This is a genomic window from Allobosea sp. GW822-FHT05A11 (assembly GCF_058800455.1).
Genome location: NZ_JBXAMI010000004.1, coordinates 53,579 through 79,669, shown reverse-complemented (window position 1 = coordinate 79,669; position 26,091 = coordinate 53,579). Strand labels below are relative to the sequence as shown.

Genomic DNA, 26,091 nt, shown 5'->3' with positions numbered 1-26,091 from the left:
GCTGGCTCAGCTTTGCCAAGATCAACTAAAGCAAACTGTACCTGATCAATACTGCCCATGAAAAAGGCAGATCAGATGAATTACGTGGCTATTCTCCCTCTTCCCGAACGGCCGCGAATGCGCATAGGCTGGCCTTAACGGGGAAGAGGGCTGCATGGTCGCATTCGATGAAATGAGCGGTTCGGGAGCCGAGCTGAGGCCCGCCTACGAGGCCCTGGATCGCTGGCTGAAGGAAGCGCCGCCCGAGATGCTGGCGCTCAGGCGCAGCCAGGCGGAACTGTTCTTCCGCCGCATCGGCATCACCTTCGCGGTCTATGGCGACGAGGAATCGACCGAGCGCCTGATCCCCTTCGACATCATCCCGCGCGTCTTGACCAAGCCGGAATGGACCAAGCTGGAAGCCGGCCTGCGCCAGCGCGTTACCGCCCTCAACATGTTCCTGGCCGATGTCTACGGCCCCAAGGAATGCCTGAAGGCCGGCATCATCCCGCCCGATCTGGTCTATCGCAACGCCTGCTATCAGCTCGAAATGGTCGATTTCAAGGTGCCGCACGGCATCTACTGCCACATCGCCGGCATCGACGTGGTGCGCGTCGACGCCGACACCTTCTATGTTCTTGAAGACAATGCCCGCACGCCCTCCGGCGTCTCCTACATGATGGAGAACCGCGAGGTGATGCTCAGGCTCTTCCCGGAGCTGTTCTCGACCCACCGCGTCGCGCCGGTCGACAACTATCCGGACCAGCTGCTGGCGACCCTGCGCTCGGTCGCGCCGCGCAGCGCCTCGTCGGATCCGACGATCTGCCTGCTGACGCCCGGCCAGTACAATTCGGCCTTCTACGAACACTCCTTCCTCGCCGACAAGCTCGGCGTCGAGCTGGTCGAGGGCTCGGACCTGCTGGTCAAGGACGACGTCGTCTATATGCGCACGACCCAGGGGCCGAAGCGCGTCGACGTGATCTACCGGCGCATCGATGACGACTTCATCGATCCGCTCGCCTTCCGCAGCGATTCCGTGCTGGGCGTGCCCGGCATCATCGGCGCCTACAAGGCCGGCAATGTCACGCTGGCGAACGCGGTCGGCACCGGCGTCGCCGACGACAAGGCGGTCTACAGCTACATGCCGGAGATCGTGAAGTTCTTCACCGGCGAGGAGCCGATCCTGAAGAACGTCCCGACCTTCCGCTGCCGCGAGCCCGAGGCCAATGCCTATGTGCTCGACAATCTCGACAAGCTCGTCGTCAAGGAGGTCAACGGCTCGGGCGGCTACGGCATGCTCGTGGGCCCGCACGCCAACAAGGCCCAGATCGAGACCTTCCGGCGCAAGCTCAAGGCCCAGCCCGAGGGCTTCATCGCCCAGCCGACGCTGGCACTCTCGACCTGCCCGACCTTCGTCGCCTCCGGCGTCGCACCGCGCCATGTCGACCTGCGCCCCTATGTGCTCTCCGGCGCGAACGGCATCTCCTGCGTGCCGGGCGGCCTGACCCGCGTCGCGCTCAAGGAAGGCTCGCTCGTCGTCAATTCCAGCCAGGGCGGCGGCACCAAGGACACCTGGGTGCTCGACGCATGAGCATCCCCGCCGCACCCTCGCCAGCCCTCCTCCCGAAACAGCCTGCCATCCCGCGGAAAGGCACACGCTGACCATGCTTTCGCGTACCGCAGACAGCCTCTACTGGGTTTCCCGATATGTCGAACGGGCCGAATATCTCGCCCGCATCCTAGACGCCACGACGCGCCTGACCAACCTGCCGACGACCTATGGCGGTGCCGGCACGGAATGGCAGAGCGCGGTCCTCACCGCCGGCTGCGAGGAGGACTTCGCCAAGGCCTATGGCGAAGCGAATGAACGCAATGTCTGCGATTTCCTGACCTTCAACCCCGACAATCCGTCCTCGATCCGCAATTGCCTCGCCCAGGCCCGCTCGAACGCGCGGGGCGTACGCACGGCGCTAACCTCGGAGATGTGGGACGCGCTGAACGGCGCCTGGCTGGAATTGCAGCGCTTCGAGAAGAAGCGCATGGATCGCGAGGAGTTCGCCCGCTTTCTCGACTGGGTGAAGAACGTCTCGCTGGTCTTCGACGGCTCGGCCTATCGGACCATGCTGCGCGACGACGGCTACTGGTTCTCGCGCCTCGGTGTCTATCTCGAACGCGCCGACAACACCGCCCGTATCCTGGACGTGAAATACCATGTGCTGCTGCCAGCCGACGAGCAGGTCGGCGGCTCGCTCGACTATTTCCAGTGGACCACGGTGCTGCGCGAGGTCTCGGCGCTGACCGCCTATCACTGGGTCTATCGCGAGGCGGTGAAGCCGATCCTCGTCGCCGATCTCCTGGTGCTGAACCGCCGCATGCCGCGCTCGCTCGCAGCCTGCTACGAGAACATCTCGCGCTTCCTCGATGCGCTCGGCGATGCCTATGGCCGCCAGGGGCCGGCGCAACGCCAGGCGCGCAAAACCCTTGGCAGCCTCAGCAACACAAGGATCGACGACGTCTTCGAGCACGGCCTGCACGAGTTCATCGAGGAGTTCATCACCGAGAACAACCGCCTCGGCAACACCATCTTCGAGCAGTATCTGCAATGAAGTGCTCGCCTGCGCTCTCGGCGCGACTGCCATAAACCCTGCCCCGGACTGAAGCATGCGGATCAGGATTTCCCATACGATCGGCTACGAATATGCCGAGCCGGCGCGCCACATCACGCAAATCCTGCGGCTGACGCCGCGCGACCATGACGGCCAGCATGTCATGTCCTGGCGCATCGAGCCGAATGTCGACGGCCGGCTGCGTGCCTCGCAGGATGCCCATGGCAATATCGTGCACTCATTCTACGCCGACGGGCCGATTTCCTCGCTTGCCATCCGCATCGACGGACTGATCGAGACGATCGACCTCGCCGGCGTGGTCCGTGGCGGGCTGGAGCGCGTGCCTTGCGAGGTCTATTGCCGCGACACGCTCCTCACCGGGCAGGACGAGGCGCTGCGCAGCTTCGCCGATGCGGTCACCGCCGGCGCCGGCACGCCGCTTTCCCAGATGCATGCCTTGATGAATGCCGTCGGCGACCGCATGGATTGCGTCGAGGCCAGCGGCCGCAGCGGAGTCGGCGCGGCCGCAGCCTTTGCAGCACGCGAAGCGATCGCGCAGGACATCGCCCATGTCTTCATGGCCTGCGCCCGGCATCTCGGCCTGCCCGCCCGCTATGTCTCGGGCTATGTCGCGCAGTCCGACAGCCTGCCGCATGGCAACGGCGCCCATGCCTGGGCCGAGGTTCATCTCGAGGACTATGGCTGGATCGGTTTCGACTGTGCCAATGGGCTCTGCCCGATCGACACGCATGTGCGTGTTGCGATAGGGCTCGACTACGCGGATGCCGCACCGGTTCGGGGCTCGCGCCAGGGCGGCGAAGGCGAGAACCTCAGCGTCCTCGTCAGCGCCCGCGAGACTGAGGGTCGCTTCGCCAACCAGTAGCGCCCCTTCCAGCGCACTCCGCCAGGAAGACTGGGCCAAAAAGCAGGGATCGAACCCGTGACCTATTGCGCCGGAATCCTCGTGCAGGATGGCCTCGTCATGATCGCCGACACCCGCACCAATGCCGGGCTCGACGACATCTCGACCTTCCGCAAGCTCCATGTCTTCAACTGGCCGGGCGACCGCAATTTCGGCCTGATGACGGCCGGCAATCTCTCGATCACGCAATCGGTGGTGAGCTTCCTGCATGAGGGACTGCTCAATCCCGAGAGCGGCGAACTCGACACATTGCAGAACGCGAGCTCGATGTTCAGGGCGGCCCAGCTCGTCGGCCGCTGCATCCGCCATGTCCGCGACATCGACGGGCCCGCGCTGGAGGAGGCTGGCGTCAAATTCGAAATCGGCATGCTGTTCGGCGGCCAGATCAAGGGGCAGCCGATGCGCCTCTTCATGGTCTACAGCGCCGGCAACTTCATAGAGTGCGGCATCGATTCCCCATTCCTGCAGATCGGCGAGCATAAATACGGCAAGCCGATCCTCGACCGTGCCGTCACCTACAAGACCCATCTCTACGATGCCTTGAAAGTCGGGCTGATCTCGATGGATTCGACCATGCGCTCGAATCTCGGCGTTGGCCTGCCGATCGATCTCGTCGTCATCAGGCGCGACGCCGATGATTTCGAGCTCAACCGGCGGATCGAGGCGGGAGAGCCGTATTTCCACGATCTGCGCGAACGCTGGTCGGCGGCACTGCGGGCCGCGCATATGGCGATACCGCGGCCACCTTACGCGCCACCCGGAGCTTGAGCGCTTGAAAACCCGTGTGCAGGCAACGGGATGTCAATAATTCAAGCCTTAAGTCACAGCATCAGGACCCTTTTCCGGACGCGTAATGCCCGCATTCACTGCCGCGAAGATGACGAATGCGGGCTCCTCCGCTCGCATGTTCGCGAGCACCGTGGTGACGCTGGGCTGCGCCTTCCTGCTGCTGATGGCTGCCGGAATCGGCGTCGTCGTCGCGATCACCCGCGAGGCCAATCGCCTCGAGGCCCAGCGCCAGGGCGAGCGCATCGAGGCCGCCGTCAACGCCCAGATCAAGCTGAACGAACTGAGGCTGGAGCGGCTCGTCGCTGCCGGCGACCTGCCTGAAGCCCTGCAGCAGCCCGGCTCGCCGGCCATGCTCAAGGCCGCGCTCAAGCGTCTGGGCAATCAGCTGATGGATTTCGACGGCGCCTATATCGGCGGAACCGGCGGAACCGTGCTGGCCTGGGTCGAGAACCCGACCACGATGGATCATGCGGATCACGAGCGCCCGCATCATATCGATGCGTTGCAGCGAGGCGCGAAGAGCTCCTTCGTCGCCACCGTCATCGGCGACGAGGTCACGCCCCAGTTCGGCGCGGCCCGTTCGACCATCACCACGGATGGCGACGAGACACTGCTCCTGACGGTGATTGACCTGTCGCGCATCGCCTCCTTCAGCTCCGAAGGCGGCGCGATCCCGCTGTCCTTCGTCGCCTACCGGCACCTGTCCAGCGCCCTGCTCTCGGACCTGGCCGAGCGCAATCGGGTGACCGACATCCAGCTCGTGACCACGCCGCCTGCCGACCCGCTGTCGAATCTGAGCCTGCGCACCGCCGACGGCAAGATCGGCGCCTGGCTGACTTGGTCCCCGGCCCGTCCCGGCGATGTCATGCTGCGCCGCTTCCTCTGGGCGCTGATTGCGGTTGCCCTGTTGTTTTCCGCGATCTTCATCTTCGTCGTCCAGCGCCTGCGTGCCTCGGCCGAGCAGATCGAGCTGCGCGAGCGCCAGATCCAGCGCCTCGCCGGCCAGGATGAGCTATCCCTTCTTCCGAACCGCCGCAGCTTCGACCTGACGCTCGATCAGACCCTGGCTCATATCCAGCACGATGACGGCCCAAGCCTCGCAATGCTGCTGATCGATCTCGACCGCTTCAAGGCCGTCAACGACACCTATGGCCATACCGCCGGCGACGAACTCATCCGTCAGGTCGCGGTTCGCCTATCCGGCGCGGTCCAGGTCGGCGACACCGTCGCGCGCCTCGGCGGCGACGAATTCGGCATCATCCAGACCCATTCCGCGACACCGGCCGGCTGCGCCGCGCTCGGCGAGCGTATCCTCGCCAGCCTCAGCGAGCCGTTCACCATCACCGGCGCCGAAGTCACCATCGGCTCCTCGATCGGCATCGCCATGGCCCCGCGCGACGGCACCAGCCGCGAAGCCCTGCTCAAGCTCGCCGATACCGCGCTCTACGAAGCCAAGAACAGCGGCCGCAACCGCTATGCCTTCTTCGAATCGCAAATGAACCGCTCGATGCAATTGAAGCGCATGGTCGAGGACGACCTGCGCCATGCCATCGACAACGACCAGCTCACGCTGCACTACCAGCCGCAGGTCTCCGTCGACGGATCGACCATCGTTGGCGTCGAGGCGCTGGTGCGCTGGCAGCACCCGGCCCATGGCATGATCCCGCCTTCGGATTTCATCGCGATCGCCGAGGAACGCGGCCTGATCGTGCCACTGAGCGAATGGGTGCTGCGCCGCGCCTGCACCGAGGCCAGGCGCTGGAAGGGCATCCGCCTTGCGGTCAACGTCTCGCCGATCCAGTTCCGCCACAAGGATTTCGTCGCCAACGTCATCCGCACCATCGCGGAGACGGATTTCGAACCGGCCCAGCTCGAGCTCGAACTGACCGAAGGCGTGCTGATCGAGGATGCCGACGCCGCCGAAGCCGCGATGATGGACATCCGCGCCCATGGCGTCGGCCTCGCGCTCGACGATTTCGGCACCGGCTATTCGAGCCTGATCTATCTGCGGCGCTTCGCCTTCGACAAGATCAAGATCGACCGCACCTTCCTAGAATACATGGAATCGACCGGCGAATCGGCGATCCTCGTCCATTCGATGGCTCATCTCGGGCGGGCGCTCGGCCTGCGCGTCTGCGCCGAGGGCGTCGAGACCGCCGAGCAGCATCGCTTCCTGCAGGCGATCGGCTGCCACGAACTGCAGGGCTTCCTCTTCTCCAAGGCCGTGCCCGCAACCGAGATCGACCGCCTGCTCGGCCTGGACAATCCCTTCGCCGAAATCCTCGCCGCCGCCTGACACCACGAGCCGGGCGCGCGGCGGACCTCAGAAGAACAGCTCGTGGATGCCGCTGAAGATCGCGTAGGCGAAGCCTGCGCTGAGCAGCAGGCCGACAGCACCGACTACCGCACCGATGATGATCAAGACCCCGTCCCGCTCGACGAGACCGAGCCCGACGAGGCAGACGGCAAGCCCGAGCGGGATCTGGCCGATGAAGGGCGCGGCCACGATCAGCCCGAGCGCCAGGATCAGGATCACGAGGCCCAGCACCGGAATGGCATAAGCCCCTCCCAGCATCGTCAGGCGCGGCCGCGAGAAACGTTCAAGCCAGGTCAGGGCAGGCAGCGCCCGCGCCACAGCCCGGCTGAGTTCAGGCTTGCCGATGCTGCGCTTGAGCAGCGCTTGCGGTAGCCACGGCATCCGCCGCCCCGTCAGCATCTGCACGGCGACGAAGGCGAGTACCAGGCCGCAGACCAGCGGGATCGGCGGCGGCATCGGCAGGCAGTTCGGCAGGCCGAGCAGCACGACGAGCAGGGCATAGGCCCGGTCCTGCAACGCAGCGACGATCGTGCCGACGGCGATGCGCTCCCCGGGCAGACCCGCCAGCGCCGTCAGAAGTCCGGATGTACGCAAGGGAGATGACAAGGGAGCAGGCCGTACCGAAGCGGAAGCGCCCGCCTAGCACGGCCGGACACCCGCCAACAAGCGAGCCGGACGCAGGTTTTCAATGCCCCTGGCACGGGGCCGGGAGGCCGGCGAAGCGCTTAGTGCAGGGTGAACACACCGTTTACGTTGCGGATTTCCGCCGGCTTGATCAGACGCGAATGCGCCACGGTTACGGAATGGAGCGGCCCTTCCAGTTCTCTCTTCCAGAACGTCAGGAAGTCCTGCAGGACGGGGAAGCGCGGTGCCAGGTCGTACTGCTGCCAGATATAGGTTTGCAGGACGCTGAGATGATCCGGCATCCGGTAGAGGATGGTTGCCGTGGTCAGGCCATAGCCTTCGAGTTGCCGCATGAAATCGGTCGAAACCATCGCCACCTCCCTCCATTACGGACTGAAAGCTTTGCCGGGTAGATCGAGCCTGCTCCCGCCTGGTTAACAAAGGCTTGCCAGCCTACTGCCAAACTGGTGCAATCCTGAGGCAGGCTGCCGAGCATGGCAGCGTGCGCGACAGCGGGCGTGGGGGCTTGCGTGGCGTACCGGGTGGGCAGGGCCGGACTGGCCGGGCTGGCGATGACCTTCGCCGCCACCCCTGTCTCTGCGGCCAGCGTCGATGAAGACGAGCCCGAGCGGTCGCCGCTCTCGATGGTCATCTTCGGTTCGATGGAAGCCGGGCCGACCAAAACCTTTCTTTCGGTCGGGATGAAGCGTGCCATCGCCGGTGGCCTCTCTGAGAGCGGCTTCCGTCTCTTCGTCAAGGCCGGCGGCGCGCAGGAGCAGACCCACCGCCAACGGCCGCACGGCGTGACCTACAAGAGCGAAACACAGGCCCTGCTGGGCTATGAATGGCGTGTCGGTGACAGCTTTCTCGCGCTCTATGCCGGCTCGGATATCGAAAGCGAACAGCGGATCGAAGCCTTCGGCCCGTCCTTCACCGGCACCCACTACGGTGCCCGGCTGCAGGCTGATCTCTGGATCGTTCCCGCGCCCGGAATGGTCGTGCAGGCCAACGCCTACGCGTCATCCCTGAACGGGCGCCTCTGGGCGCGTCTCGCGCCGGGCTGGCAGGTCCCGGCCGGATTCTATCTCGGCCCGGAATTCGAAGCCTATCGCGAACGCGATTATCGCAAGCTCCGGCTGGGCCTGCATCTCACCGGGCTGCGCTTCCTCGGGCTGGAATGGCGCCTCTCGGGCGGCCTGCAGAAGACCAGCGACCGGCCCTCCGCCTATTACGGCACGCTCGGACTGCACTGGCAGCGTTGAGAGGCGGTCAGCTCCGCAGCGCCCGCAAGGCCTCCGGCGTATCGACATCGATGGCGATGGCGGGGTCCTCGAAGGCCACGTCGATGACGCGCTCCCCGGCTTCGTCGAGCAGCCGCCGTGCGCCACGATCACCGCTCAGCAGCGAGACCGCGGGAAAGATCGCGCGTGCGAGCAGCACAGGATTGCCACGCTGGCCGAACAGGGTCGGCACGGCCGCAAGCGCCTCGGGCTGCGCGCGATGCGCTTCGACCAGGCGCTCGATCACCGCAGGCGTGACATTCGGCATGTCGCCAAGCGAGATCACTGCGGCCGGGACCTCTGGCGGCAATGCCGCAACACCGGCCTTGAGCGAGCTGGCGAGGCCGGAGACGTAGTCGGAATTATGCACGAGCTGCACCGGCAGGTCCGACAGAACAGCCTCCACCTCGGCGCGCTGGTGGCCGGTCACGACGATGACCGGGCTTAAGCCTGCCTCGATCTGCGCTTCGACGGCATGGCGCAGGATCGGCTTGCCGCGCAGGGGTTGCAGCAGCTTGTTCTCCGCGCCCATCCGCGTCGATTGCCCCGCCGCCAGCACGATCCCCGCCAGCGGACCGCGCTCGGGAGAACCCGGAGCGCGCGGCTGCGGCCGCGAGACGATCTCCATCAGCAGGCCACCGACCCCCATCTTCTGGACATCGCGACGCCCGACGGGGACACCGGCCAGATAGCGCTGCAGCACCCAGTCGAAGCTGTTCTCCTTGGGCGAGCGGGCGCAGCCCGGCGCGCCGATCACCGGCTTGCCGGCGATGCGGCCGAGCATCAGCAGGTTGCCGGGATCGACCGGCATGCCGAGATGCTCGACCTCGCCGCCGGCCTCCACCAGCGCCTGCGGGATCACGTCGCGCCGGTCGGTGATGGCCGACGCGCCGAAGACAACGATGATGTCCGCCGCTCCCGCCGCCTGCTCGGCGATGGCCGCGGCCAGAGGCTCGGCCTCATGGGGCACGCGCTGGTCGGCGGCCAGCATCGCCTCGGCCGGTTCCAGCCGATCGCGCATGATGCGCAAGGTCTTGTCGACGACGCTCGGCTTCAGCCCCGGCAGCAGGGTCGAGATCACCGCGACGCTGGACGGACGGTAGGCCGCGACCGAGACTGGCGGCGTGTTGCCGAGTGCGTCGAGCGCCTGCTCAACCAGAGTCTGCGGAACCGCATAGGGAATGATCTTCACGGTGGCGACGAGCTCGCCCGCCACGACCGCCTTCAGTGCCGGCAGGGTCGCGACCGTGATCGCCTCGTCCACCGCATTGAAGGCGTCGATCGCAGCAATGTCGACACGCAGCACCCCCGCCTGCGTCGCGAACATGTTGACCCGCCCGGTGAAGGGCGACTCGGCCACGATCGCATCTCCGACCATCCGCTCGGCCAGCCGTTCCGCCGCAGCATTCTCGTCGATATCGCCGGGCTCCAGACGGACGGCAACGATCTCGGTGATGCCGGCCGCCGCGAGCTTCGCGGCCAGTTCCGCCGTGACGGTCGCGCCCTTCTTCACGATGGTCCCATCCGCGCGGATCGTATGCGCCGCGATGCAGCCGACGGCGTCCGCGATGGCGACCGGTCCAAATTTCATCGCGTGATCCTCAGGCCGGCTTGCGGCGCGGGCCGCGCAAAGTCGCGACGATCTCGGCGAGGATTGCGAGCGCGATCTCCGCTGGCGAGACCGCGCCGATATCGAGCCCGATCGGCGCATGGATACGGTCCGTCGCGGCGGTATCGAAGCCCGCCTCCGTCAATCGCTCGAGCCGCCTGCCATGCGTCTTCCGGCTGCCGAGCGCGCCGACATAGAAGCAATCGGAACGCAAAGCCGCGAAAAGCCCGGGATCGTCGATCTTCGGATCATGCGTCAGCGCGACGAAAGCGGTGTAGGCGTCCAGCCCGATCCGCGGAAGCGCCTCCTCCGGCCACTCGGCCAGCAGTGTCACCTCGGGGAAACGCTCAGGCGTGGCAAAGGCGCTGCGCGGATCGATGACCACGAGATCGAGATCGAGCGCCCGGGCCATAGGCGCCATCGCCTGCGAGATATGGACGGCACCCGTCACGACCACGCGCGGATGCGGCGCCTGCACGGTCAGGAAATAGGACGTCCCATCCGCCTCGACCATGCCGCTCTTGCCGGAGCGCAGTTGCCGCTCCAGCAGCTCCGCCAGCGGGTCACCAGCGATCGCGGCTTGCTTCACCAGTCTCTGCGTGCCGCCGGCGAGATCGCTGACCAGCACGGCCGCGCGGCGCGCCTGGCGCTCTTCATTGAGCGCGGCGAGGGTCGAAAGCTCCACGGCTCAGCCCCTGTCCGTCGCGAGCTTCAGGCCGAGCGCGATCATCAGCGAACCACCGATCCAGCGCCCGAAGGCGAAGCTCGCCTTGGTCTTCTTCATCGCGCCGACCACGAGCGAGGCGCCGAAGACGGTGACGAGATCGGCCGAGGAGAAGGCGAAGTTCACGACCATCCCGAGGATCAGGAACTGCGCCCAGACCGGCAGCGACGCCGAAGGGTCGACGAACTGCGGCAGCAGCGCGATGAAGAACAGCGCAACCTTCGGATTCAGGATCTCGACGATGAAGGAATCGAGCAGCGCCCGCTTCACCGTCTTGGGCGGCGCGACCGGCTGATCGGGGGAGCCCATGCGCGAGCGGATCATGCCGATGCCGATCCAGATCAGGTAGAGCGCACCGGCGATCTTCACGGCCATGTAGAGCTCCGGCACATGCTTGAACACGGCCGAAAGCCCGAAAGCCGCTGCGAAGACATGCAGGTAACAGCCGAGATGAATACCGAGCATCGCCATCAGGCCGGCCTTGCGGCCATGGCTGATCGTCTGGGCGGCCGTGTAGAGCAGCGCCGGCCCCGGAAAATAGGCGACGAGGATCGTCACCGTCGCGAAGGCGACAAGGGTTTCCCAGGAGGCCATCTCAGTTCACCTTCTCGACATAGACCTTGATGCGCCCACCGCAGGACAAGCCCACCTGCCAGGCCGTCTCGTCGGCGACGCCGAATTCCAGCATGCGCGCCTTGCCGTCGGCGATCACATCGGCGGCTTCCGCCACCACGGCGCCCTCGACGCAGCCGCCCGAGACCGAGCCGAGGAAATTCCCCTCCCCGTCGATGACGAGATGCGAGCCGACCGGGCGCGGCGCCGACCCCCAGGTCTCGACCACGGTCGCGATGGCGACGCCACGGCCGCCGCGCGCCCAATCCTCGGCAGCGCGCAGGATATCGGTTTCGGTGCTGATCATGATGTCACCTTACGCCTGAATCTGGCCCTTGAGATCATGCCTCAACCGGCTTTCTTCAACCACAGGCGTGGATCGCTCTCCCGCCCTGCATCCAGCGAAAGCGCGGCGCAAAGATCGGCCATCGCCGCGAGATTGTGGATTGGCCGGAACGAGTCGACATGGGGCAGCATAGCCCGGATGCCGCTTGCCCGTGCCGCAAAGGCATCATAACGCAGGAGCGGGTTCAACCAGACCAGTTGCCGGCAGGAGCGGTGCAACCGGTCCATCTCGAAACCCAGGCTGTCATCGAGATGCCGCTCCAGCCCGTCGGTGAAGAGCAGCACGATCGCCCCGCCGGCCAGCACCCGCCGCGACCAGACCCGGTTGAAATCATGCAGGGCCGTCGCGATGCGCGTGCCGCCTTCCCAGTCCGGCGCGGCCTTGCCGGCGAGCGCCAGCGCGTCGTCAGGGTCGCGTGCCCTGAGCATCCGCGTGACATTGGTCAATCGCGTGCCGAAGACGAAGGAATGCACGCGGCGACGCCTTTCGGTCAGCGTATGTAGGAAATGCAGGAAGATGCGCGAATACTCGGCCATCGAGCCGGAGATATCGACCAGCGCCACCACCGGTGGATGGACCTCGCGCCTCTCGCGGAAGGCGAGATCGATCGACGCCCCGCCACCGCGCAGCGACTGCCGAAAGGTCCGGCGCGGATCGATGCGCGCCCCGCGATGCGCCGGCCGGAAGCGGCGCGTCACGATGCTGTCGTCGGGCAGCCTGAGCTCCGCGATGAGCTGCTTGGCGCGCGCGATCTCGGCGGCGCTCATCTGGGCGAAATCGCGCGATTTCAGCATCTCGCGATCGGAGACGGTGAGCCGCGCCGTCAGTTCGGTCAGCTCCTTCGGTGGCTCGTCCTCGCGCGGCTGCGGCGCGAAGGCCTCCGCGACCCGCAGCGCCCCGGCTTCGGCCTTCTCCGGCTGGCTGTCGGCGCGGGGCGAGACCGGCGACATTTGCGCCATGATCTTCTCGATCAGGTTTCGCCGCCGCCAGAACAGCCGGAAGGCCTGATCGTAGACAGGGCTATCCTCGTGCCTCTTCACGAGGATCGCATGCAGCGCCCAATAGACATCGTCCCGCCCGCCAAGCGCCCCGTCGCCCAAAGCCGCGATCGCCTCGACGACGGCGCCCGGCCCGACCGGCAGCCCCGCCACGCGCAAGGCACGGGCGAAATAGGCGACGTTCTCGGCAAGCTTGCCGCTCACGTCCCCTGCGTCTCCGTCATGAACACCTTCTGGACGATCTGCCAGCGGCTCTCGATCTTCAGCAGCGAGAGCAGGTCGGTGAAATAGCGCGGCGGCATCTGGCACTTCACCTTGACCAGCGCCAGCGTCGGCCCGACAAGGTCGATCGTCAGGATATGATCGTCGCGCTGCATGCCCGCCGCCTGCGGCGCCGGCCGATTGCGCACCGCGTCGAGCCAGGCGTCGCGCTGGACGATCTGGATCGCGCCGTCGTCGCGCGCCGTGGTCAGAGCGCTGGTCGGATGGAAGACATGGGCGAGCTTCTCGGCATCGCCCTCATAGAGCCCGTCGAGATAGGTCCGGACCGTCGCCTCGACGGCCTTGATATCGGCGTTCATGACATCACCCTCTCGTTTCCCGGCGCAGGAAAGCTAGCGCCCCGCCTCCGCCTTGGCCCGATCCAGAAGCTCCTTCACCTGCGAGCCCTGCATCGCCTGGATATCGTCCTGATACTTCAGCAGCGCGCCCAGCGTATCCGAAACGATGGCCGGATCGAGCGCGACGGCATCGAGCTCGACCAGCGCCGTCGCCCAGTCCAGCGTCTCGGCGACGCCCGGCGCCTTGAACAGCTCTTCCTTACGGATCGCCTGCACGAAGGCGATGAGCTGCTTCGAGAGTTTGGCCGGAGCATCCGGCACCTTCGCCTTGAGGATCGCCAGCTCGCGCACGGCATCGGGGTAGCCGACCCAGTGATAGAGGCAGCGGCGCTTCAGCGCATCGTGGATCTCGCGGGTGCGGTTCGAGGTCAGGATCACGATCGGCGGTTCGGCTGCGCGGATCGTGCCGAGCTCAGGGATCGTTACCTGCGCGTCGGCCAAGACCTCGAGCAGGAAGGCCTCGAAGGCCTCATCCGTGCGGTCGAGCTCGTCGATCAGCAGGATCGGCGCCCCGCCCTCCTGCGGCTCCAACGCCTGCAAGAGTGGCCGCTTCACCAGATATTTCTCGGAGAAGATGTCGCCTTCCAGCCGCTCGCGATCACCGGCCGCGCCGCCGGCCTCCGCCAGCCGGATCGCCATCATCTGCCCGGCATAGTTCCACTCGTAGACGGCGGAGGCGAGATCGAGCCCTTCATAGCATTGCAGCCGGATCAGCCGGCGGCCGAGGCCGGCGGCCAGAACCTTGGCGATCTCGGTCTTGCCGGTGCCGGCCTCGCCTTCCAGCAGCAGCGGCCGCTTCATCCGGAGCGCCAGGAACAGCACGGTCGCGAGCGCGCGGTCGGCGACATAGCCTTGGCCCTGCAGCAGCGCGAGCGTGGCATCGATGGAGGAAGGCAAAGGGCTGGACATAAGCACTCACGTCATTCCAGGGCGACCGCAGAGCGGTCGAGCCCGGAACCCATAACCGCCGACGGAGCCAATGACGAGCACCGGCAGCGGTTATGGATCCCGGGCTCTTCGCTTCGCTCGCCCCGGGATGACACCCGTGGCGAGCCCAACCGCAAGCTCCTACTTCCCCGTCGCCTGCGCCACGGCCTGCTTGGCCATCACGCCGATCAGATGGGCGCGGTATTCGGCATCGGCATGGATGTCGCCATTGATGCCCTTGGCAGTATGCTTCAGCCCGTCCAGCGATTTCGGCGCGAAGCGCGCCTTGAGCGCAGCCTCCGCTTCCGGCCAGCGGAAGACGCCGCCCTCGCCCGCGCCCGTCACCGTGACGCGAATCTCGCTGCCGCGCTTGGCGACGAAGACGCCGACCATGGCATAGCGCGAGGCCGGGTTGCGGAACTTGGCATAGCCCGCCTTCGAGACCAGCGGGAACGAGACCTTGGTGATGATCTCGCCCTCGTCCAAGGCGGTCTCGTAGAGCCCGGTGAAGAACTCCTCCGCCGTCAGCTTGCGCTTGTTGGTGACGACGGTGGCGCCGAGCGCCAGCAGGGCCGCCGGATAATCCGCCGCCGGATCGTTATTGGCGACCGAGCCGCCGATCGTGCCGCGATGGCGCACATGCGGGTCGCCGATGCTGCCGGCGAGGAAGGCGAGCGCGGGCAGCGCCTCCTGAACCTCGGCCGAGGAAGCCACTTCGGCATGGGTCGTCATCGCGCCGATGACGATGTTGCGGCCCTTGCGATTGATGCCCTTGAGATCTGGACAGGCGCCGAGGTCGACCAGCGCGGTCGGCGAGGCCAGGCGCTGCTTCATCGTCGGCAGCAGGGTATGGCCGCCGGCGAGGAGCTTGGAGTCCTCCTTCTTGGCGAGCAGCGTCGCCGCCTGCCGGGCACTGGTGGGCTTGTGATAGGTGAAAGCGTACATCGACTTGTCCTTTCAGCTCACTCGGCCGCCTGGCGGCTGATCGACTTCTGTGCCGCGCGCCACACCGCCTGCGGCGTGGCCGGCATCGCGATGTCCTCATGGCCGAGCGCGTCGGTGATAGCGTTGATCACGGCGGGCGGCGAGGCGATGGCCCCGGCCTCGCCGCAGCCCTTGATGCCGAGCGGGTTCGACGGGCACGGCGTCACGGTCATGCCAACATCGAAGGATGGCAGGTCGTCGGCGCGCGGCATGGTGTAGTCCATGAAGCTCGCGGTCACGAGCTGGCCGTCGGCATTGTAGCGCGCGCCTTCCAGCAGCGCCTGGCCGACACCCTGCGCGATCCCGCCATGGACCTGCCCTTCGACGATCATTGGGTTGATGACATTGCCGAAATCGTCGACGGCGGCCCAGCGCTCGATCTTGGTCACGCCGGTCTCGGGATCGATCTCGACCTCGCAGATATGGACGCCGGCCGGGAAGGTGAAGTTGGTCGGGTCGTAGAACGCCCCCTCCTTCAGCCCCGGCTCCAGCTCCTGCCCGTTGAACTTGTGCGCCACATAGGCCTGCAGCGCGCAGGAGCCAAAATCGAGCTTGCGGTCAGTGCCCTTCACCGCGAAATGCCCGTCCGCGAAATCGATATCGGCCTCGTCGGCCTCCAGCACATGGGCAGCGACCTTCTTGCCCTTGGCGATCACCTTGTCGAGGGCCTTGAAGATCGCGGACATGCCGACCGCGCCGGAGCGCGAGCCATAGGTGCCCATGCCCATCTGCACCTTGTCGGTATCGCCATGGATGATCGAGACATTGTCGATGGGGATGCCGAGCCGGTCGCTGACGAGCTGCGCGAAGGTCGTCTCATGGCCCTGGCCATGGCTGTGCGAGCCGGTGAGCACCTCGACCGTGCCGACCGGATTGACCCGGACCTCGGCCGATTCCCACAAACCCACGCCGGCACCGAGCGACCCCACCGCCGCCGAGGGCGCGATGCCGCAGGCCTCGATATAGGAGGAGAAGCCGATGCCGCGCAGCTTGCCGGCCCGTGCCGAGTCGCGCTTGCGCTTGCCCAGCCCCTTGTAGTCGATCATCTCCAGCGCCTTCTTCAGCGAGGCGCTGTAATTACCGGTGTCGTACATCATGATGACCGGCGTCTGGTGCGGGAACTTCTTGATGTAGTTCTGCATCCGGAACTTGGCCGGGTCCTTGCCGAGCTGGCGCGCGGTGACCTCGATCAACCGCTCGACCACGAAGGTCGCCTCCGGCCGCCCGGCGCCGCGATAGGCATCGACGGGGGCGGTGTTGGTGTAGACCGCATCGACCTCGCAATAGATCGCCGGGATGTCGTATTGGCCCGACAGCAGAGGCGCGTAGAGATAGGTCGGCACCGAGGAGGAGAAGGTCGAGAGATAGGCGCCGAGATTGGCGGTGGTGTGCACCTTCATGCCGAGGATCTTGCCCTCCGCATCGGTCGCCAGCTCCGCATGGGTGACGTGGTCGCGACCATGCGCATCGGAGAGGAAGGCCTCCGTCCGATCCGCCGTCCATTTCACCGGCCGCCCGACCTTCTTCGCCGCCCAGACACAGACCGTCTCCTCGGCATAGATGAAGATCTTCGAGCCGAAGCCGCCACCGACATCCGGCGCGATCACACGCAGCTTGTTCTCCGGCGCGATGCCGATGAAGGCGGAGAGCACCAGCCGCGCCACATGCGGGTTCTGGCTGGTGGTGTAGAGCGTGAAGATGCCGTCGCCGGCATCGTAGTCGCCGACAGCCGCGCGCGGCTCCATCGCGTTCGGCACGAGGCGGTTGTTGACGAGATCGATCTTCGTGACGTGCCTGGCGGCCTTGAAAGCCTTCTCGGTCGCGTCCTTGTCGCCGAGATGCCAGTTGAACACGCTGTTGTCCGGCGCCTCGTCATGGACCACGGTCTTGGCGCCGATCGCCTTGGCGGTGTCGACCACCGCCGGCAGCTCCTGGTAAACGACCGCGATGGCCTCGGCCGCGTCGCGCGCCTGCGCCAGGGTCTCGGCCACCACCACGGCGACATGGTCGCCGACATAGCGCACCTTGCCCTGGGCCAGCGCGGGATGCGGGCCGGCGCGCATCGGCGAACCGTCCTTGTTGTGGATCATCCAGCCGCAGATCAGCCCGCCGATCTTGTCGGTGGCGAGGTCGTCCCCGGTGAAGATGCCGAGCACGCCGGGCATGCCGGCGGCGGCCTTGGTGTCGATCGACTTGATCTTGGCGTGCGCATGCGGCGAGCGCAGGAAATAGGCATGGGCCTGGCCCGGCCGGTTGACGTCGTCGGTGTAGCGGCCCTGGCCGGTGATGAAACGGTGATCTTCCTTGCGGCGGACTGCGGCGCCGATTCCGGTGGCGGACATGGTGTTCCCTCCTCGCACGGCGCCTCTCGCGGGCGCCTCACTGCATGGAACGCATGAAGGATGAAGAGCCCGCACCAAGAGGCGCGGGCAGCGGCCTCATTCGGCGGCCTGGCGGGCCGGCGCAGCGCCCTTGCCCATGGCCTCGGCCCCGGCGGCGATTGCCTTGACGATGTTGTGATAGCCGGTGCAGCGGCAGATATTGCCGTCGAGATCCTCGCGGATCGTCTTCTCGTCGAGCTGATGGCCGCGGCGGTCCACCATGTCGACGGCGGACATGATCATGCCCGGCGTGCAGAAGCCGCATTGCAGGCCGTGATGCTCGCGGAACGCCTCCTGCATCGGATGCAGCGTGTCGCCGGAAGCGAGCCCCTCGATCGTCGTCACGGAGGCGCCGTCCACGGAGACGGCAAGCGTGGTGCAGGATTTCACCGCCTTGCCGTCGAGATGCACGAGGCAGGCGCCGCACTGGCTGGTATCGCAGCCGACATGGGTTCCGGTGAGCCGCAGATTCTCTCGCAGGAACTGCACCAGAAGGGTGCGCGGGTCGATGTTGGCGGTGACGGCTTTGCCGTTCACCGTCAGCGAAACAGTGGCCATGAGCATATCTCCTGTGACCCGTCTCCGACGCCGGTCCATCCCCTCCCCGGGACTGGACCGTGCTGAAGCCTAAGGAGCAACCGGCCTCATCAGGCAGGCCTTCCTTGGAACAGCTCAAAAATGAATGTGGACCCGCGTTTTTCCGGGGTCAAGCCGGAGACACCAGGACAAGCTAGGCTAATTTGCACCGTTTTGCGGGCGTTTCGTCGCGTTTGGCTGGAACGTGGCCAAAAATTTGCAAAACCGCGCGGCCGCCCTCGCATTGCCAAAATTTTAACCGAGCCCGTTCACAGTGATGTGGCAGCGGAGCGCTGTTTGCCGGCTGCACGGGAGCCGTTCTTGACGTCGATTTCCGAACAGGTCGAGCGACGCCTGCGCTCGACGGGCTACGGTGAGCAGAAGCGCGCCGCGTTGCGCGGTTATCGCAAGCATGTCGATCTCGTCATCGAACAGATCGTCGCCAATGCCTTCGCTTACGGTCGCCAGATCCATCCCGATCTGAAAGACAACATCAGCCCGTTGACCGAGAGCATCTACGAAGTCACGGAGCAGCACTTCCGACTGATCTTCGAAGGTGATTTCGACGACCGCTACTACGAGTCGATGGAGCGCGTGTGCACGCTGGAGCGCGCGATCAAGGTCGGCACCCGATCGCGCGTATCGATTGCTGGCGCTCTTTTTCGGGCGATCGCGACGAAGCCGCGCCTGACCACACTGCTGTCGCCCAGCCGTTTCGCAAGCGACATGGAGATCATCGAGAACCTCTTGGTGATGGATATCAATACCGCGATCACGATCAATCAGCAGATCGAGGAAGGTGATGCCCGCCGGCGCACCTCCACCCTCGACGAGGCGGCGGTCAAGCTCAGGACCCGAATCGGCCATCTCGACGACACCATCAGCGACGCCGTCGAGCAATTCGTGGCGACCGCCGACCAGACCGGACAGACCACCAGCTTCATCAAAGACACCGTCGGAAAAGTGGCCAGCGCCTCGGTGGTCGTGCGCGAGAAATCGCTGCAGACGGCCGCCGCGACCGAGGAGATGTCGGCCAATATCGCCGATATCGGCCAGCGCGCCCGGCAAAGCCTGTCGATCACCCATCAGGCCGTGCTCGACGCCGGCCAGATGAACGAGGCCGTCGTTCGGCTGCGGGAGGCCACCGGCAATATCGGCAAGGTCGTCGGGATGATCGCCGACATCGCCGCACAGACCAATCTGCTGGCGCTCAACGCCACGATCGAGGCCGCCCGCGCCGGCGAGGCCGGTCGCGGCTTCGCCGTCGTCGCCGCCGAGGTGAAGTCGCTGGCGACCCAGACCGCGAGCGCGACGCAGGACATCGCCGGCCAGATCGCCGAACTCGCGGCGAGCGCCGAGGCCTGCGGGACGCACGCTGCCGCCATCGCCGCCACGGTCGATGCCATCCGTCTCGATTCCGAGGCGATCTCGGAAGCCGTCACCCAGCAGAGCAAGGTCACCGCCACGATCGCGCATGACGCCGCGCTGGTTGCCGACAGCTCGGACGAGGCGATCGAAAGCGCCAATGCCGTCAATGGCAGCCTCGACATGACGCAGACGGCGTTGGAGCAGGCCAACGCCGCCGCGGCCAATATCGCGCTTCAGGTCGGGGCGGCCGAGGCCGCCGTCACCCAGGCACTCGCCACGTTGCGCGAAGCGTCCTGAGAGCGCTCAGCCCTCGCTCACCGCCTTGGCGAAATTGGCGAAGAACTCGTCGGCGAGCTTCTTCGAGACCGAATCGATCAGGCGCGAGCCGAGCTGCATCAGCTTGCCGCCGACCTGGGCCTCGACCTCGTAACGCAACAGGGTCTGGCCGCCCTCGGCGTCGCTCAGATGGACCCGCGCCCCGCCCTTTGCGAAGCCGGCAATGCCACCCTCGCCTTCGCCGGAGATGCGATAGCCGTTCGGCGGATCGAGCTCGCTGAGCTCGACCTTGCCCTTGAAGGTCGCCTTCACCGGCCCGAGCTTGACCTTCACGATGGCCGAGAGATGGGTGGCGTCGTCCATGGTCAATTGCTCGCAGCCGGGAATGCAGGCCTTGAGCACCTCGGGATCGTTCAGCTTGGCCCAGACCACGTCCTTGGCGGCCGGCAGGGTCGCCTCGCCGTTCATCGTCATCGCCATGGCACATCTCCCGAGCAGCACGACCGCAGCGCGGGCGATTGCGGCCGGCGCGGTTCGAAGGTTATCCAGTTCCCTATCCATGGTCGCAAAGCCCCCGCCTGCACAAGAGGCGCCCGGCCTGGAAAGCGGCAGGCCGCGGGAGAACCGATGCTGGAACTCACCACCGACGAACGCATGATCGCCGGCGGCTCTGCCGGTGCAGGGGCGGCCATGGCGATGCGGATCGTGGCCGAAGCCGCCCGCCTGATGGGCGCGCCGCGCCTGATCCCGATCGCCTCCGCCCATATCGACGGGGCGCTCTACCATGGCGATTCCGGCACGCTTTTCGCGGAGAAACTGGTTTCAGGCGGTGCCAGAGTCGGCGTGCGCGCCAGCCTCAATGTCGGCTCGCTCGCCCCGGCCGGTTGCGCCGCGATCCGTCTGCCTCCGCATGAGCGGGACATGGCCCGGCGGATGATGCGGGCCTATGAGGCGATGGGCTGCGAGCCGAGCTGGACCTGCGCGCCCTATCAGGCCGGTCATCGCCCGGCGCAGGGCAGCGACGTCGCCTGGGGCGAATCCAATGCCGTGGTGTTCTGCAACTCGGTGCTCGGCGCTCGAACCAACCGCTATGGCGACTTCCTCGACATCGCCTGCGCGATCAGCGGCCGTGCCCCGGATTACGGCCTGCACCGCCCGGAGAACCGGGTCGCGACTCTGCTGATCGATGTCGGCGGCCTTTCCCACGAATTACGTTCGTCAGACGTGTTCTATCCCGTGCTCGGCACGATCCTCGGCCGCCGCGCCGGCAGCGACGTCGCCGTGATCGACGGCCTGCAGGGCTGCACGACAGAGGACCGCCTCAAGGCGCTCGGTGCGGCCGCCGCCTCGGCGGGCGGCGTCGGATTGTTTCATGTCGCGGGTGTCACGCCCGAAGCTCCGGACGCCGCGACCGCGCTGGGCGGCATCGCTCCGCGCGAGACGAGCGCCCTGACGCCTGCCGACATCGCGACCGCCCTCGCCCGCCTCTCGACAGCCGGGCCGACGGAGCGCATCGATGCCGTCGCGATCGGCTCGCCGCATCTCTCGCTGGCAGAGATCGACACGCTCGAACGCCTCATGGCCGGGCGCAAGCTGACAGTGCCGCTCTATGCCAATACCGGCCGACACGTCGTCGGCCCGCTCGAAGAGCAGGGCCGGCGTGGCGCGCTGGAAGCAGCGGGCGTGATCTTCGTCGTCGATACCTGCGTCGTCGTCACCCCGATCCTGCCGGAGCTGGAGGGCGCCGTGCTGATGACCAATTCCGGGAAATTCGCCCATTACGCGCCGGGCAATACCGGCTACGCCGTGACCTATGGCTCGCTCTCCGAATGCGTCGAGAGCGCGGTCGCCGGCCGGCTCGTCAGGGAAGCCCGCGCATGGCGTTGAAAGCGGAGATCCTCCTGCCCGGCGACGCCGTCACTGGCGGCTGCCTTGCCCTGACCGCCCCGATCAGCTTCTGGGGCGGCGTCGATCCTGCGAGCGGCGCGATCATCGATGCCCGCCATCCCGAACGTGGCCAGAATATCGCCGGCCGCATCCTCGCCCTGCCCGGCACGATCGGCTCGTCCTCGGCCTCCGCCGTGCTGCTGGAGCTGGTCCATGCCGGCAAGGCACCGGCCGCCCTGCTGATGGATGCGCCGGACGCCATCCTCCTGCTCGGCCTCGTCGTCGCCCGCGAGATGGGCTGGCCGACGCCGCCGGCCTTCCGCCTGCCGGCCGCCGATCAAGGACCGCTCGCCGACCGCAGGATCACGATCTCGGCAGAGGGTCTGATCACCATCGCTTGACGCTGGAGTTTGGCCTCTACACCGCGCTGAAACGGCGGTGCCGATAGATCAGCCCCGCCCCGTGCCCGGCGCCGTCGAGGCCAGCAACCTCCCCGATGACGATGCGATGGCTGGCGGCGTCATGCGTCGCGACCAACCGGCAGTCGAAGGCAGAGATCGCGTCGAGCAGGACAGGCGCCCCGGTGACGAGCCGGCCCCAGCGGGCCGTGTCGAAGCGTGCCTCGCCCTCGATGCCGCGCCGGCTGGCGAAGATTTCCGCGAGATCGACGAGCTTTTCCGGCAAGGTGTTGACGCAGAACACCCCGCTCGCCTCGATCGCCGCCAGCGTGCGGCTGCCGCGGGCGATGCAGACCAGCACCGTCGGCGGCGAATCGGAGACGGAGGCAACGGCCGTCGCCGTCAGCCCGATGCGCCCGCTCGGCCCGTCGGTGGTCACGACATGCACGGCGCTCGCGACTCGCGCCATGGCATCGCGGAACGCATGGGCGTCCGGATGGTCCAGAGGCGGCAGGGGGTGAACGGTCTTCGTCATCGGCTCGATCGGTTCGATGTCCCGGATCCGGCGGAACAGCAGTCCATGTAGAGACTGGAGGTCGCCGGCGCCAGCCAGGGCGAAGCCGGCGGCTTACTCCAATACGCCACCGGATATAGCACCCTTCCGTTAACGGGCCGGGCGCCACAAGCGGCCGCACCGCTGCAACTTGATATCGCGATGGCGATCCATCAGGCTGGGGCGATGTCGGCTGCCAGCGGCCGGGCCGGAGCCTGATCGGGACTGTGGCCGTCGGCGTTCCGCCCATGGAGATCCCGATGGCCTTTACCTGCACGATTCCCGCCACGCCGACTGTCCAGCAGGACGACGAGACGATCAGGATCACCCGCTGGGATTTCGAGCCCGGCGCCGTGACCGGCTGGCACGAGCATGGCTGGCCCTATTTCGTCATCATGCTGACCGCCGGAACGCTGCGTATCCATAACGGAACGGATGTCTCCGACGTGCCGCTGGCGCAGGGCCAAGCCTATATGCGCCCGGCCGGCATCCGCCACGACGTCATGAACGGCTCTGACCATCCGATCGCCTTCGTCGAGATCGAGGTGAAGCAGCCCGGCGCCCTCAAGGAACTCTCGCTGCCGTGACGGCAGCCACCCGATGACCGGCCTCGGAAGCACTGCCCAGCCCACGGCTTCGCAGCGCCCTCCCATGCATTTTTCCGATCCAACAATCGACTTTTCGTATTCGTCTTTTGGATAACCTGCCCTCAGGCGCATGGCAGACCATCACCCCCGCGATGGCAGGAAATGCGATCGGAGCGAGTTTTCACAGCCTGCAACGCAATCATCATGCGTATAACACCCGCTGCTCCGCAGAGAATTCTGCACATTTTCAGGGCAGGTCGTTCGTAATTGCTTTTGACAGAAATTTGGCGCGGAGCGATTGTCCCCGGCACGAGCCGTTGGTAGCTCTGCACGGCAATCGCATCCCGCATGCGCCGGCGTCATGCCGGTGACGAGAACGGGAGCTGGTTCGAGGGGTCGGCGTTTTTCAATGGAAGTCTTCCTGCAGCAGCTCATCAACGGGCTGACACTGGGATCGATCTACGGTCTCATCGCCATCGGGTATACGATGGTCTTCGGCATCATCGGCATGGTGAACTTCGCCCACGGCGATATTTTCATGCTCTCCGCCTTCATCGCGCTGATCTTCTTCATGCTGATCACGGCGGTGGTCGGCACCGGCGCCGGCATGGTCATGCTGGCGCTGGTCGTGGTGCTCGGCCTGGCGATGTTCGTCACCTCGCTGTGGAACTGGACGATCGAGCGCGTGGCCTACCGGCCCTTGCGCGGCTCTTTCCGCCTGGCGCCGCTGATCTCGGCGATCGGCATGTCGATCTTCCTGATGAACTTCGTGCAGGTCGTGCAGGGCCCGCGCAACAAATCGATCCCGCCGCTGCTCAACAAGTCGATCACGCTGATCGAGAGCGCGACCTATTCGGTCCAGATCTCCTACAAGCAGATTGTCATCATCCTGACGACGGCGGTACTGCTCGCGGCCTTCTGGTACATCGTGCAGAAGACGCCGCTCGGCCGCGCCCAGCGCGCCTGCGAGCAGGATCGCAAGATGGCGGCGCTGCTCGGCATCGACGTCGACCGCACGATCTCGATCACCTTCGTCATGGGCGCGGCGCTCGCGGCGGTGGCCGGTGTGATGTATCTCGTGCTCTACGGTGTCGTGAACTTCGCCGACGGCTTCGTGCCCGGCGTGAAGGCCTTCACGGCGGCGGTGCTCGGCGGCATCGGTTCCTTGCCTGGCGCGGTGATCGGCGGATTGCTGATCGGCCTGATCGAGGTGATGTGGTCGGCCTATTTCACCATCGACTACAAGGACGTCGCCGCCTTCGCCATCCTGGCGATCGTGCTGGTCTTCATGCCCTCCGGCCTGCTCGGGCGCCCGGAAGTCGAGAAGGTCTGAGACCATGGCGAACAATTCGACCGCAAACCCGGCCGCTCCCGGCCGCGACCTGAAGGCGGCCTTCAAGGAGGCCGGCTTCGCCGCCTTCGTGACGCTCGGCCTCTGCATCCCGATCATCGCCTGGGGCACGCGCCAGAACATGGACAACGTCCTTGTTCTGGATCCGCGCTGGGATGCCGTCGCCTGGGCGGTGGGCATCGTCTTCATCGGCCGCTTCCTGGTCGCGCTGCGCAAGCAGGGCCGGCAGGAGGGCAAGGCCACGCTGCGCATCCTGCCGCACGGCACCATCGCCTTCTTCCAGCGCCACTCCCGCGTCTTCTCGCTGTTCGGGCTCGGCTTCCTCGCCACCTTCCCGGCGATCGCGATCGGGCTCGCCGGCTGGGGCGGCGCGCTGAAATGGATCGACAATTTCGGCGTCCAGATCCTGATCTACGTCATGCTCGGCTGGGGCCTGAACATCGTCGTAGGCCTCGCCGGCCTGCTCGATCTCGGCTATGTCGCCTTCTATGCCGTCGGCGCCTATTCCTACGCGCTGCTGGCCAAGAATTTCGGCCTGTCCTTCTGGCTCCTGCTGCCGCTTGCCGGCATCCTCGCCGCCTTCTGGGGCATGCTGCTCGGCTTCCCCGTCCTGCGCCTGCGCGGCGACTATCTCGCCATCGTGACACTGGCCTTCGGCGAGATCATCCGCCTCGTCCTGATCAACTGGACCGAGTTCTCGAACGGCTATGCCGGCATTTCCGGCATTCCACGCCCCACCTTCTTCGGCATCCCCTTCACGGCGGCGGACGATGGTTTCGCCGCCGTTTTCGGTCTGGAGTTCACGCCGCTCTACCGAACGATCTTCCTCTACTACCTGATCCTGTGCCTGGCGCTGCTGACCGCCTTCGTCACGCTGCGCCTGCGGCGGCTGCCGGTCGGGCGCGCCTGGGAGGCCCTGCGCGAGGACGAGATCGCCTGCCGCTCGCTCGGCATCAACACCACCAACACCAAGCTCACCGCCTTCTCGATCGGCGCCATGTTCGGCGGCTTCGCCGGCGCCTTCTTCTCGGCGCGGCAGGGCTTCATCTCGCCTGAATCCTTCGTCTTCATGGAATCGGCGGTCATCCTCGCCATCGTCGTGCTCGGCGGCATGGGCTCGCTCTGGGGCTGCGCCATCGCGGCGATCGCGATGATCGGCGGTACCGAGCTCCTGCGCGAGCTCGAATGGATGAAGCAGATCTTCGGCAACGACTTCGACCCGACGAAGTACCGCATGCTGATCTTCGGCTTCGCCATGGTGGTGATCATGATCTGGAAGCCGCGCGGCCTGATCTCGACCCGCGAGCCCACCGCCTTCCTCAAGGAGAAGAAGGCGATCTCCGCCGATATGGTGCAGGAGGGACACGGCTGATGGCC

At 66.2% G+C, this 26,091-nt stretch carries 26 protein-coding genes; 12 read left to right on the top strand and 14 right to left on the bottom strand.

The features are described 5' to 3' along the window. Positions 1 to 154: 154 nt before the first annotated feature. The 5 genes from AC1RLU_RS14185 (at position 155) to AC1RLU_RS14165 (ending at position 6,592) form a co-directional block, all read left to right on the top strand. Positions 155 to 1,570 (top strand): circularly permuted type 2 ATP-grasp protein, encoded by a 1,416-nt coding sequence (locus AC1RLU_RS14185; protein WP_061966985.1) that lies wholly within the window; start codon positions 155 to 157, stop codon positions 1,568 to 1,570. Between the two features lie 73 nt (positions 1,571 to 1,643). Continuing rightward, positions 1,644 to 2,585 (top strand): alpha-E domain-containing protein, encoded by a 942-nt coding sequence (locus AC1RLU_RS14180; protein WP_492796320.1) that lies wholly within the window; start codon positions 1,644 to 1,646, stop codon positions 2,583 to 2,585. A 55-nt stretch (positions 2,586 to 2,640) separates the two neighbouring features. Beyond that, a complete protein-coding gene (locus AC1RLU_RS14175) occupies positions 2,641 to 3,468 on the top strand; it encodes a transglutaminase family protein (RefSeq protein WP_492796319.1) in 828 nt (275 codons plus the stop codon). Between the two features lie 57 nt (positions 3,469 to 3,525). Continuing rightward, on the top strand, positions 3,526 to 4,275 hold the full coding sequence (locus tag AC1RLU_RS14170; RefSeq protein ID WP_492796317.1) for a proteasome-type protease: 750 nt from the start codon (positions 3,526 to 3,528) through the stop codon (positions 4,273 to 4,275). A gap of 85 nt (positions 4,276 to 4,360) precedes the next feature. After that, positions 4,361 to 6,592: a putative bifunctional diguanylate cyclase/phosphodiesterase gene (locus tag AC1RLU_RS14165; RefSeq protein ID WP_492796315.1), complete on the top strand. Its 2,232-nt coding sequence runs from the start codon at positions 4,361 to 4,363 to the stop codon at positions 6,590 to 6,592. Positions 6,593 to 6,619: 27 nt separating this feature from the next. Here AC1RLU_RS14165 and AC1RLU_RS14160 read toward each other — a convergent pair whose 3' ends face one another. Together AC1RLU_RS14160 and AC1RLU_RS14155 are read right to left on the bottom strand one after the other, a co-directional pair. Beyond that, positions 6,620 to 7,219, bottom strand: a complete 600-nt coding sequence (locus AC1RLU_RS14160; protein WP_061966980.1) for an exopolysaccharide biosynthesis protein — start codon at positions 7,217 to 7,219, stop codon at positions 6,620 to 6,622. Between the two features lie 119 nt (positions 7,220 to 7,338). Further along, a complete protein-coding gene (locus tag AC1RLU_RS14155; protein WP_091856580.1) occupies positions 7,339 to 7,608 on the bottom strand; it encodes an usg protein in 270 nt (89 codons plus the stop codon). A gap of 159 nt (positions 7,609 to 7,767) precedes the next feature. Between AC1RLU_RS14155 and bcsS the strand changes: the two genes are divergently transcribed. Next, on the top strand, positions 7,768 to 8,499 hold the full coding sequence (gene bcsS / locus AC1RLU_RS14150) for a cellulose biosynthesis protein BcsS (RefSeq protein WP_492796312.1): 732 nt from the start codon (positions 7,768 to 7,770) through the stop codon (positions 8,497 to 8,499). A gap of 7 nt (positions 8,500 to 8,506) precedes the next feature. Here the strand turns inward: bcsS and AC1RLU_RS14145 are convergent, their stop codons facing one another. The 10 genes from AC1RLU_RS14145 to AC1RLU_RS14100 all read right to left on the bottom strand — a co-directional run bounded on the left by AC1RLU_RS14145 (position 8,507) and on the right by AC1RLU_RS14100 (position 18,276). Continuing rightward, a complete protein-coding gene (locus tag AC1RLU_RS14145; RefSeq protein ID WP_492796310.1) occupies positions 8,507 to 10,108 on the bottom strand; it encodes an NTP transferase domain-containing protein in 1,602 nt (533 codons plus the stop codon). Positions 10,109 to 10,118: 10 nt separating this feature from the next. Next, positions 10,119 to 10,811 carry an XdhC family protein gene (locus AC1RLU_RS14140; RefSeq protein WP_492796308.1) on the bottom strand — a complete coding sequence of 231 codons (693 nt, stop codon included), beginning with the start codon at positions 10,809 to 10,811 and terminating at the stop codon, positions 10,119 to 10,121. Between the two features lie 3 nt (positions 10,812 to 10,814). Next, on the bottom strand, positions 10,815 to 11,444 hold the full coding sequence (locus AC1RLU_RS14135) for a LysE family translocator (RefSeq protein ID WP_061966975.1): 630 nt from the start codon (positions 11,442 to 11,444) through the stop codon (positions 10,815 to 10,817). A 1-nt stretch (position 11,445) separates the two neighbouring features. Further along, positions 11,446 to 11,769, bottom strand: a complete 324-nt coding sequence (locus AC1RLU_RS14130) for an XdhC family protein (protein WP_047574650.1) — start codon at positions 11,767 to 11,769, stop codon at positions 11,446 to 11,448. 41 nt (positions 11,770 to 11,810) lie between these two features. Beyond that, positions 11,811 to 13,010, bottom strand: coding sequence for a vWA domain-containing protein (locus AC1RLU_RS14125; protein WP_492796306.1), 1,200 nt, complete (start codon positions 13,008 to 13,010; stop codon positions 11,811 to 11,813). Continuing rightward, entirely contained in the window at positions 13,007 to 13,387 is a 381-nt protein-coding gene (locus AC1RLU_RS14120) for a nuclear transport factor 2 family protein (protein WP_091856574.1), read from the bottom strand. Before AC1RLU_RS14120 ends, AC1RLU_RS14125 begins: the two co-directional genes overlap by 4 nt. A 33-nt stretch (positions 13,388 to 13,420) precedes the next feature. Next, the gene (locus tag AC1RLU_RS14115; RefSeq protein WP_492796304.1) at positions 13,421 to 14,335 is read right to left on the bottom strand and encodes an AAA family ATPase; all 915 of its coding nucleotides are present in this window, start codon (positions 14,333 to 14,335) and stop codon (positions 13,421 to 13,423) included. A gap of 159 nt (positions 14,336 to 14,494) precedes the next feature. Next, positions 14,495 to 15,298, bottom strand: a complete 804-nt coding sequence (locus tag AC1RLU_RS14110; protein WP_061966971.1) for an FAD binding domain-containing protein — start codon at positions 15,296 to 15,298, stop codon at positions 14,495 to 14,497. Positions 15,299 to 15,315: 17 nt separating this feature from the next. Further along, the gene (locus AC1RLU_RS14105) at positions 15,316 to 17,679 is read right to left on the bottom strand and encodes a xanthine dehydrogenase family protein molybdopterin-binding subunit (protein ID WP_492796302.1); all 2,364 of its coding nucleotides are present in this window, start codon (positions 17,677 to 17,679) and stop codon (positions 15,316 to 15,318) included. 96 nt (positions 17,680 to 17,775) lie between these two features. Continuing rightward, positions 17,776 to 18,276 (bottom strand): (2Fe-2S)-binding protein, encoded by a 501-nt coding sequence (locus tag AC1RLU_RS14100; protein WP_492796301.1) that lies wholly within the window; start codon positions 18,274 to 18,276, stop codon positions 17,776 to 17,778. Between the two features lie 120 nt (positions 18,277 to 18,396). Here AC1RLU_RS14100 and AC1RLU_RS14095 point away from each other — a divergent pair, with 120 nt between their 5' ends. Next, a complete protein-coding gene (locus tag AC1RLU_RS14095) occupies positions 18,397 to 19,959 on the top strand; it encodes a methyl-accepting chemotaxis protein (protein WP_492796300.1) in 1,563 nt (520 codons plus the stop codon). 6 nt (positions 19,960 to 19,965) lie between these two features. Here the strand turns inward: AC1RLU_RS14095 and AC1RLU_RS14090 are convergent, their stop codons facing one another. Next, complete coding sequence (locus tag AC1RLU_RS14090) at positions 19,966 to 20,418, bottom strand: SRPBCC family protein (RefSeq protein WP_091856569.1); 453 nt, start codon at positions 20,416 to 20,418, stop codon at positions 19,966 to 19,968. A gap of 147 nt (positions 20,419 to 20,565) precedes the next feature. Here AC1RLU_RS14090 and AC1RLU_RS14085 point away from each other — a divergent pair, with 147 nt between their 5' ends. Together AC1RLU_RS14085 and AC1RLU_RS14080 are read left to right on the top strand one after the other, a co-directional pair. Beyond that, positions 20,566 to 21,825, top strand: a complete 1,260-nt coding sequence (locus AC1RLU_RS14085; RefSeq protein WP_492796298.1) for an aconitase X — start codon at positions 20,566 to 20,568, stop codon at positions 21,823 to 21,825. After that, the gene (locus AC1RLU_RS14080; protein WP_492796297.1) at positions 21,816 to 22,226 is read left to right on the top strand and encodes an aconitase X swivel domain-containing protein; all 411 of its coding nucleotides are present in this window, start codon (positions 21,816 to 21,818) and stop codon (positions 22,224 to 22,226) included. The genes AC1RLU_RS14085 and AC1RLU_RS14080 overlap by 10 nt, the downstream gene beginning before the upstream one ends. Positions 22,227 to 22,242: 16 nt before the next feature. Here the strand turns inward: AC1RLU_RS14080 and AC1RLU_RS14075 are convergent, their stop codons facing one another. Next, positions 22,243 to 22,758 (bottom strand): flavin reductase, encoded by a 516-nt coding sequence (locus AC1RLU_RS14075; protein WP_492796295.1) that lies wholly within the window; start codon positions 22,756 to 22,758, stop codon positions 22,243 to 22,245. A gap of 278 nt (positions 22,759 to 23,036) precedes the next feature. Here AC1RLU_RS14075 and AC1RLU_RS14070 point away from each other — a divergent pair, with 278 nt between their 5' ends. The 3 genes from AC1RLU_RS14070 (at position 23,037) to livM (ending at position 26,086) form a co-directional block, all read left to right on the top strand. Further along, the gene (locus AC1RLU_RS14070; RefSeq protein WP_492796294.1) at positions 23,037 to 23,363 is read left to right on the top strand and encodes a cupin domain-containing protein; all 327 of its coding nucleotides are present in this window, start codon (positions 23,037 to 23,039) and stop codon (positions 23,361 to 23,363) included. Positions 23,364 to 23,772: 409 nt separating this feature from the next. Beyond that, entirely contained in the window at positions 23,773 to 24,696 is a 924-nt protein-coding gene (locus AC1RLU_RS14065) for an ABC transporter permease subunit (protein ID WP_492796292.1), read from the top strand. A 4-nt stretch (positions 24,697 to 24,700) separates the two neighbouring features. Next, positions 24,701 to 26,086, top strand: coding sequence for a high-affinity branched-chain amino acid ABC transporter permease LivM (gene livM, locus AC1RLU_RS14060; protein WP_492796290.1), 1,386 nt, complete (start codon positions 24,701 to 24,703; stop codon positions 26,084 to 26,086). The last annotated feature ends 5 nt before the right edge of the window (positions 26,087 to 26,091 follow it).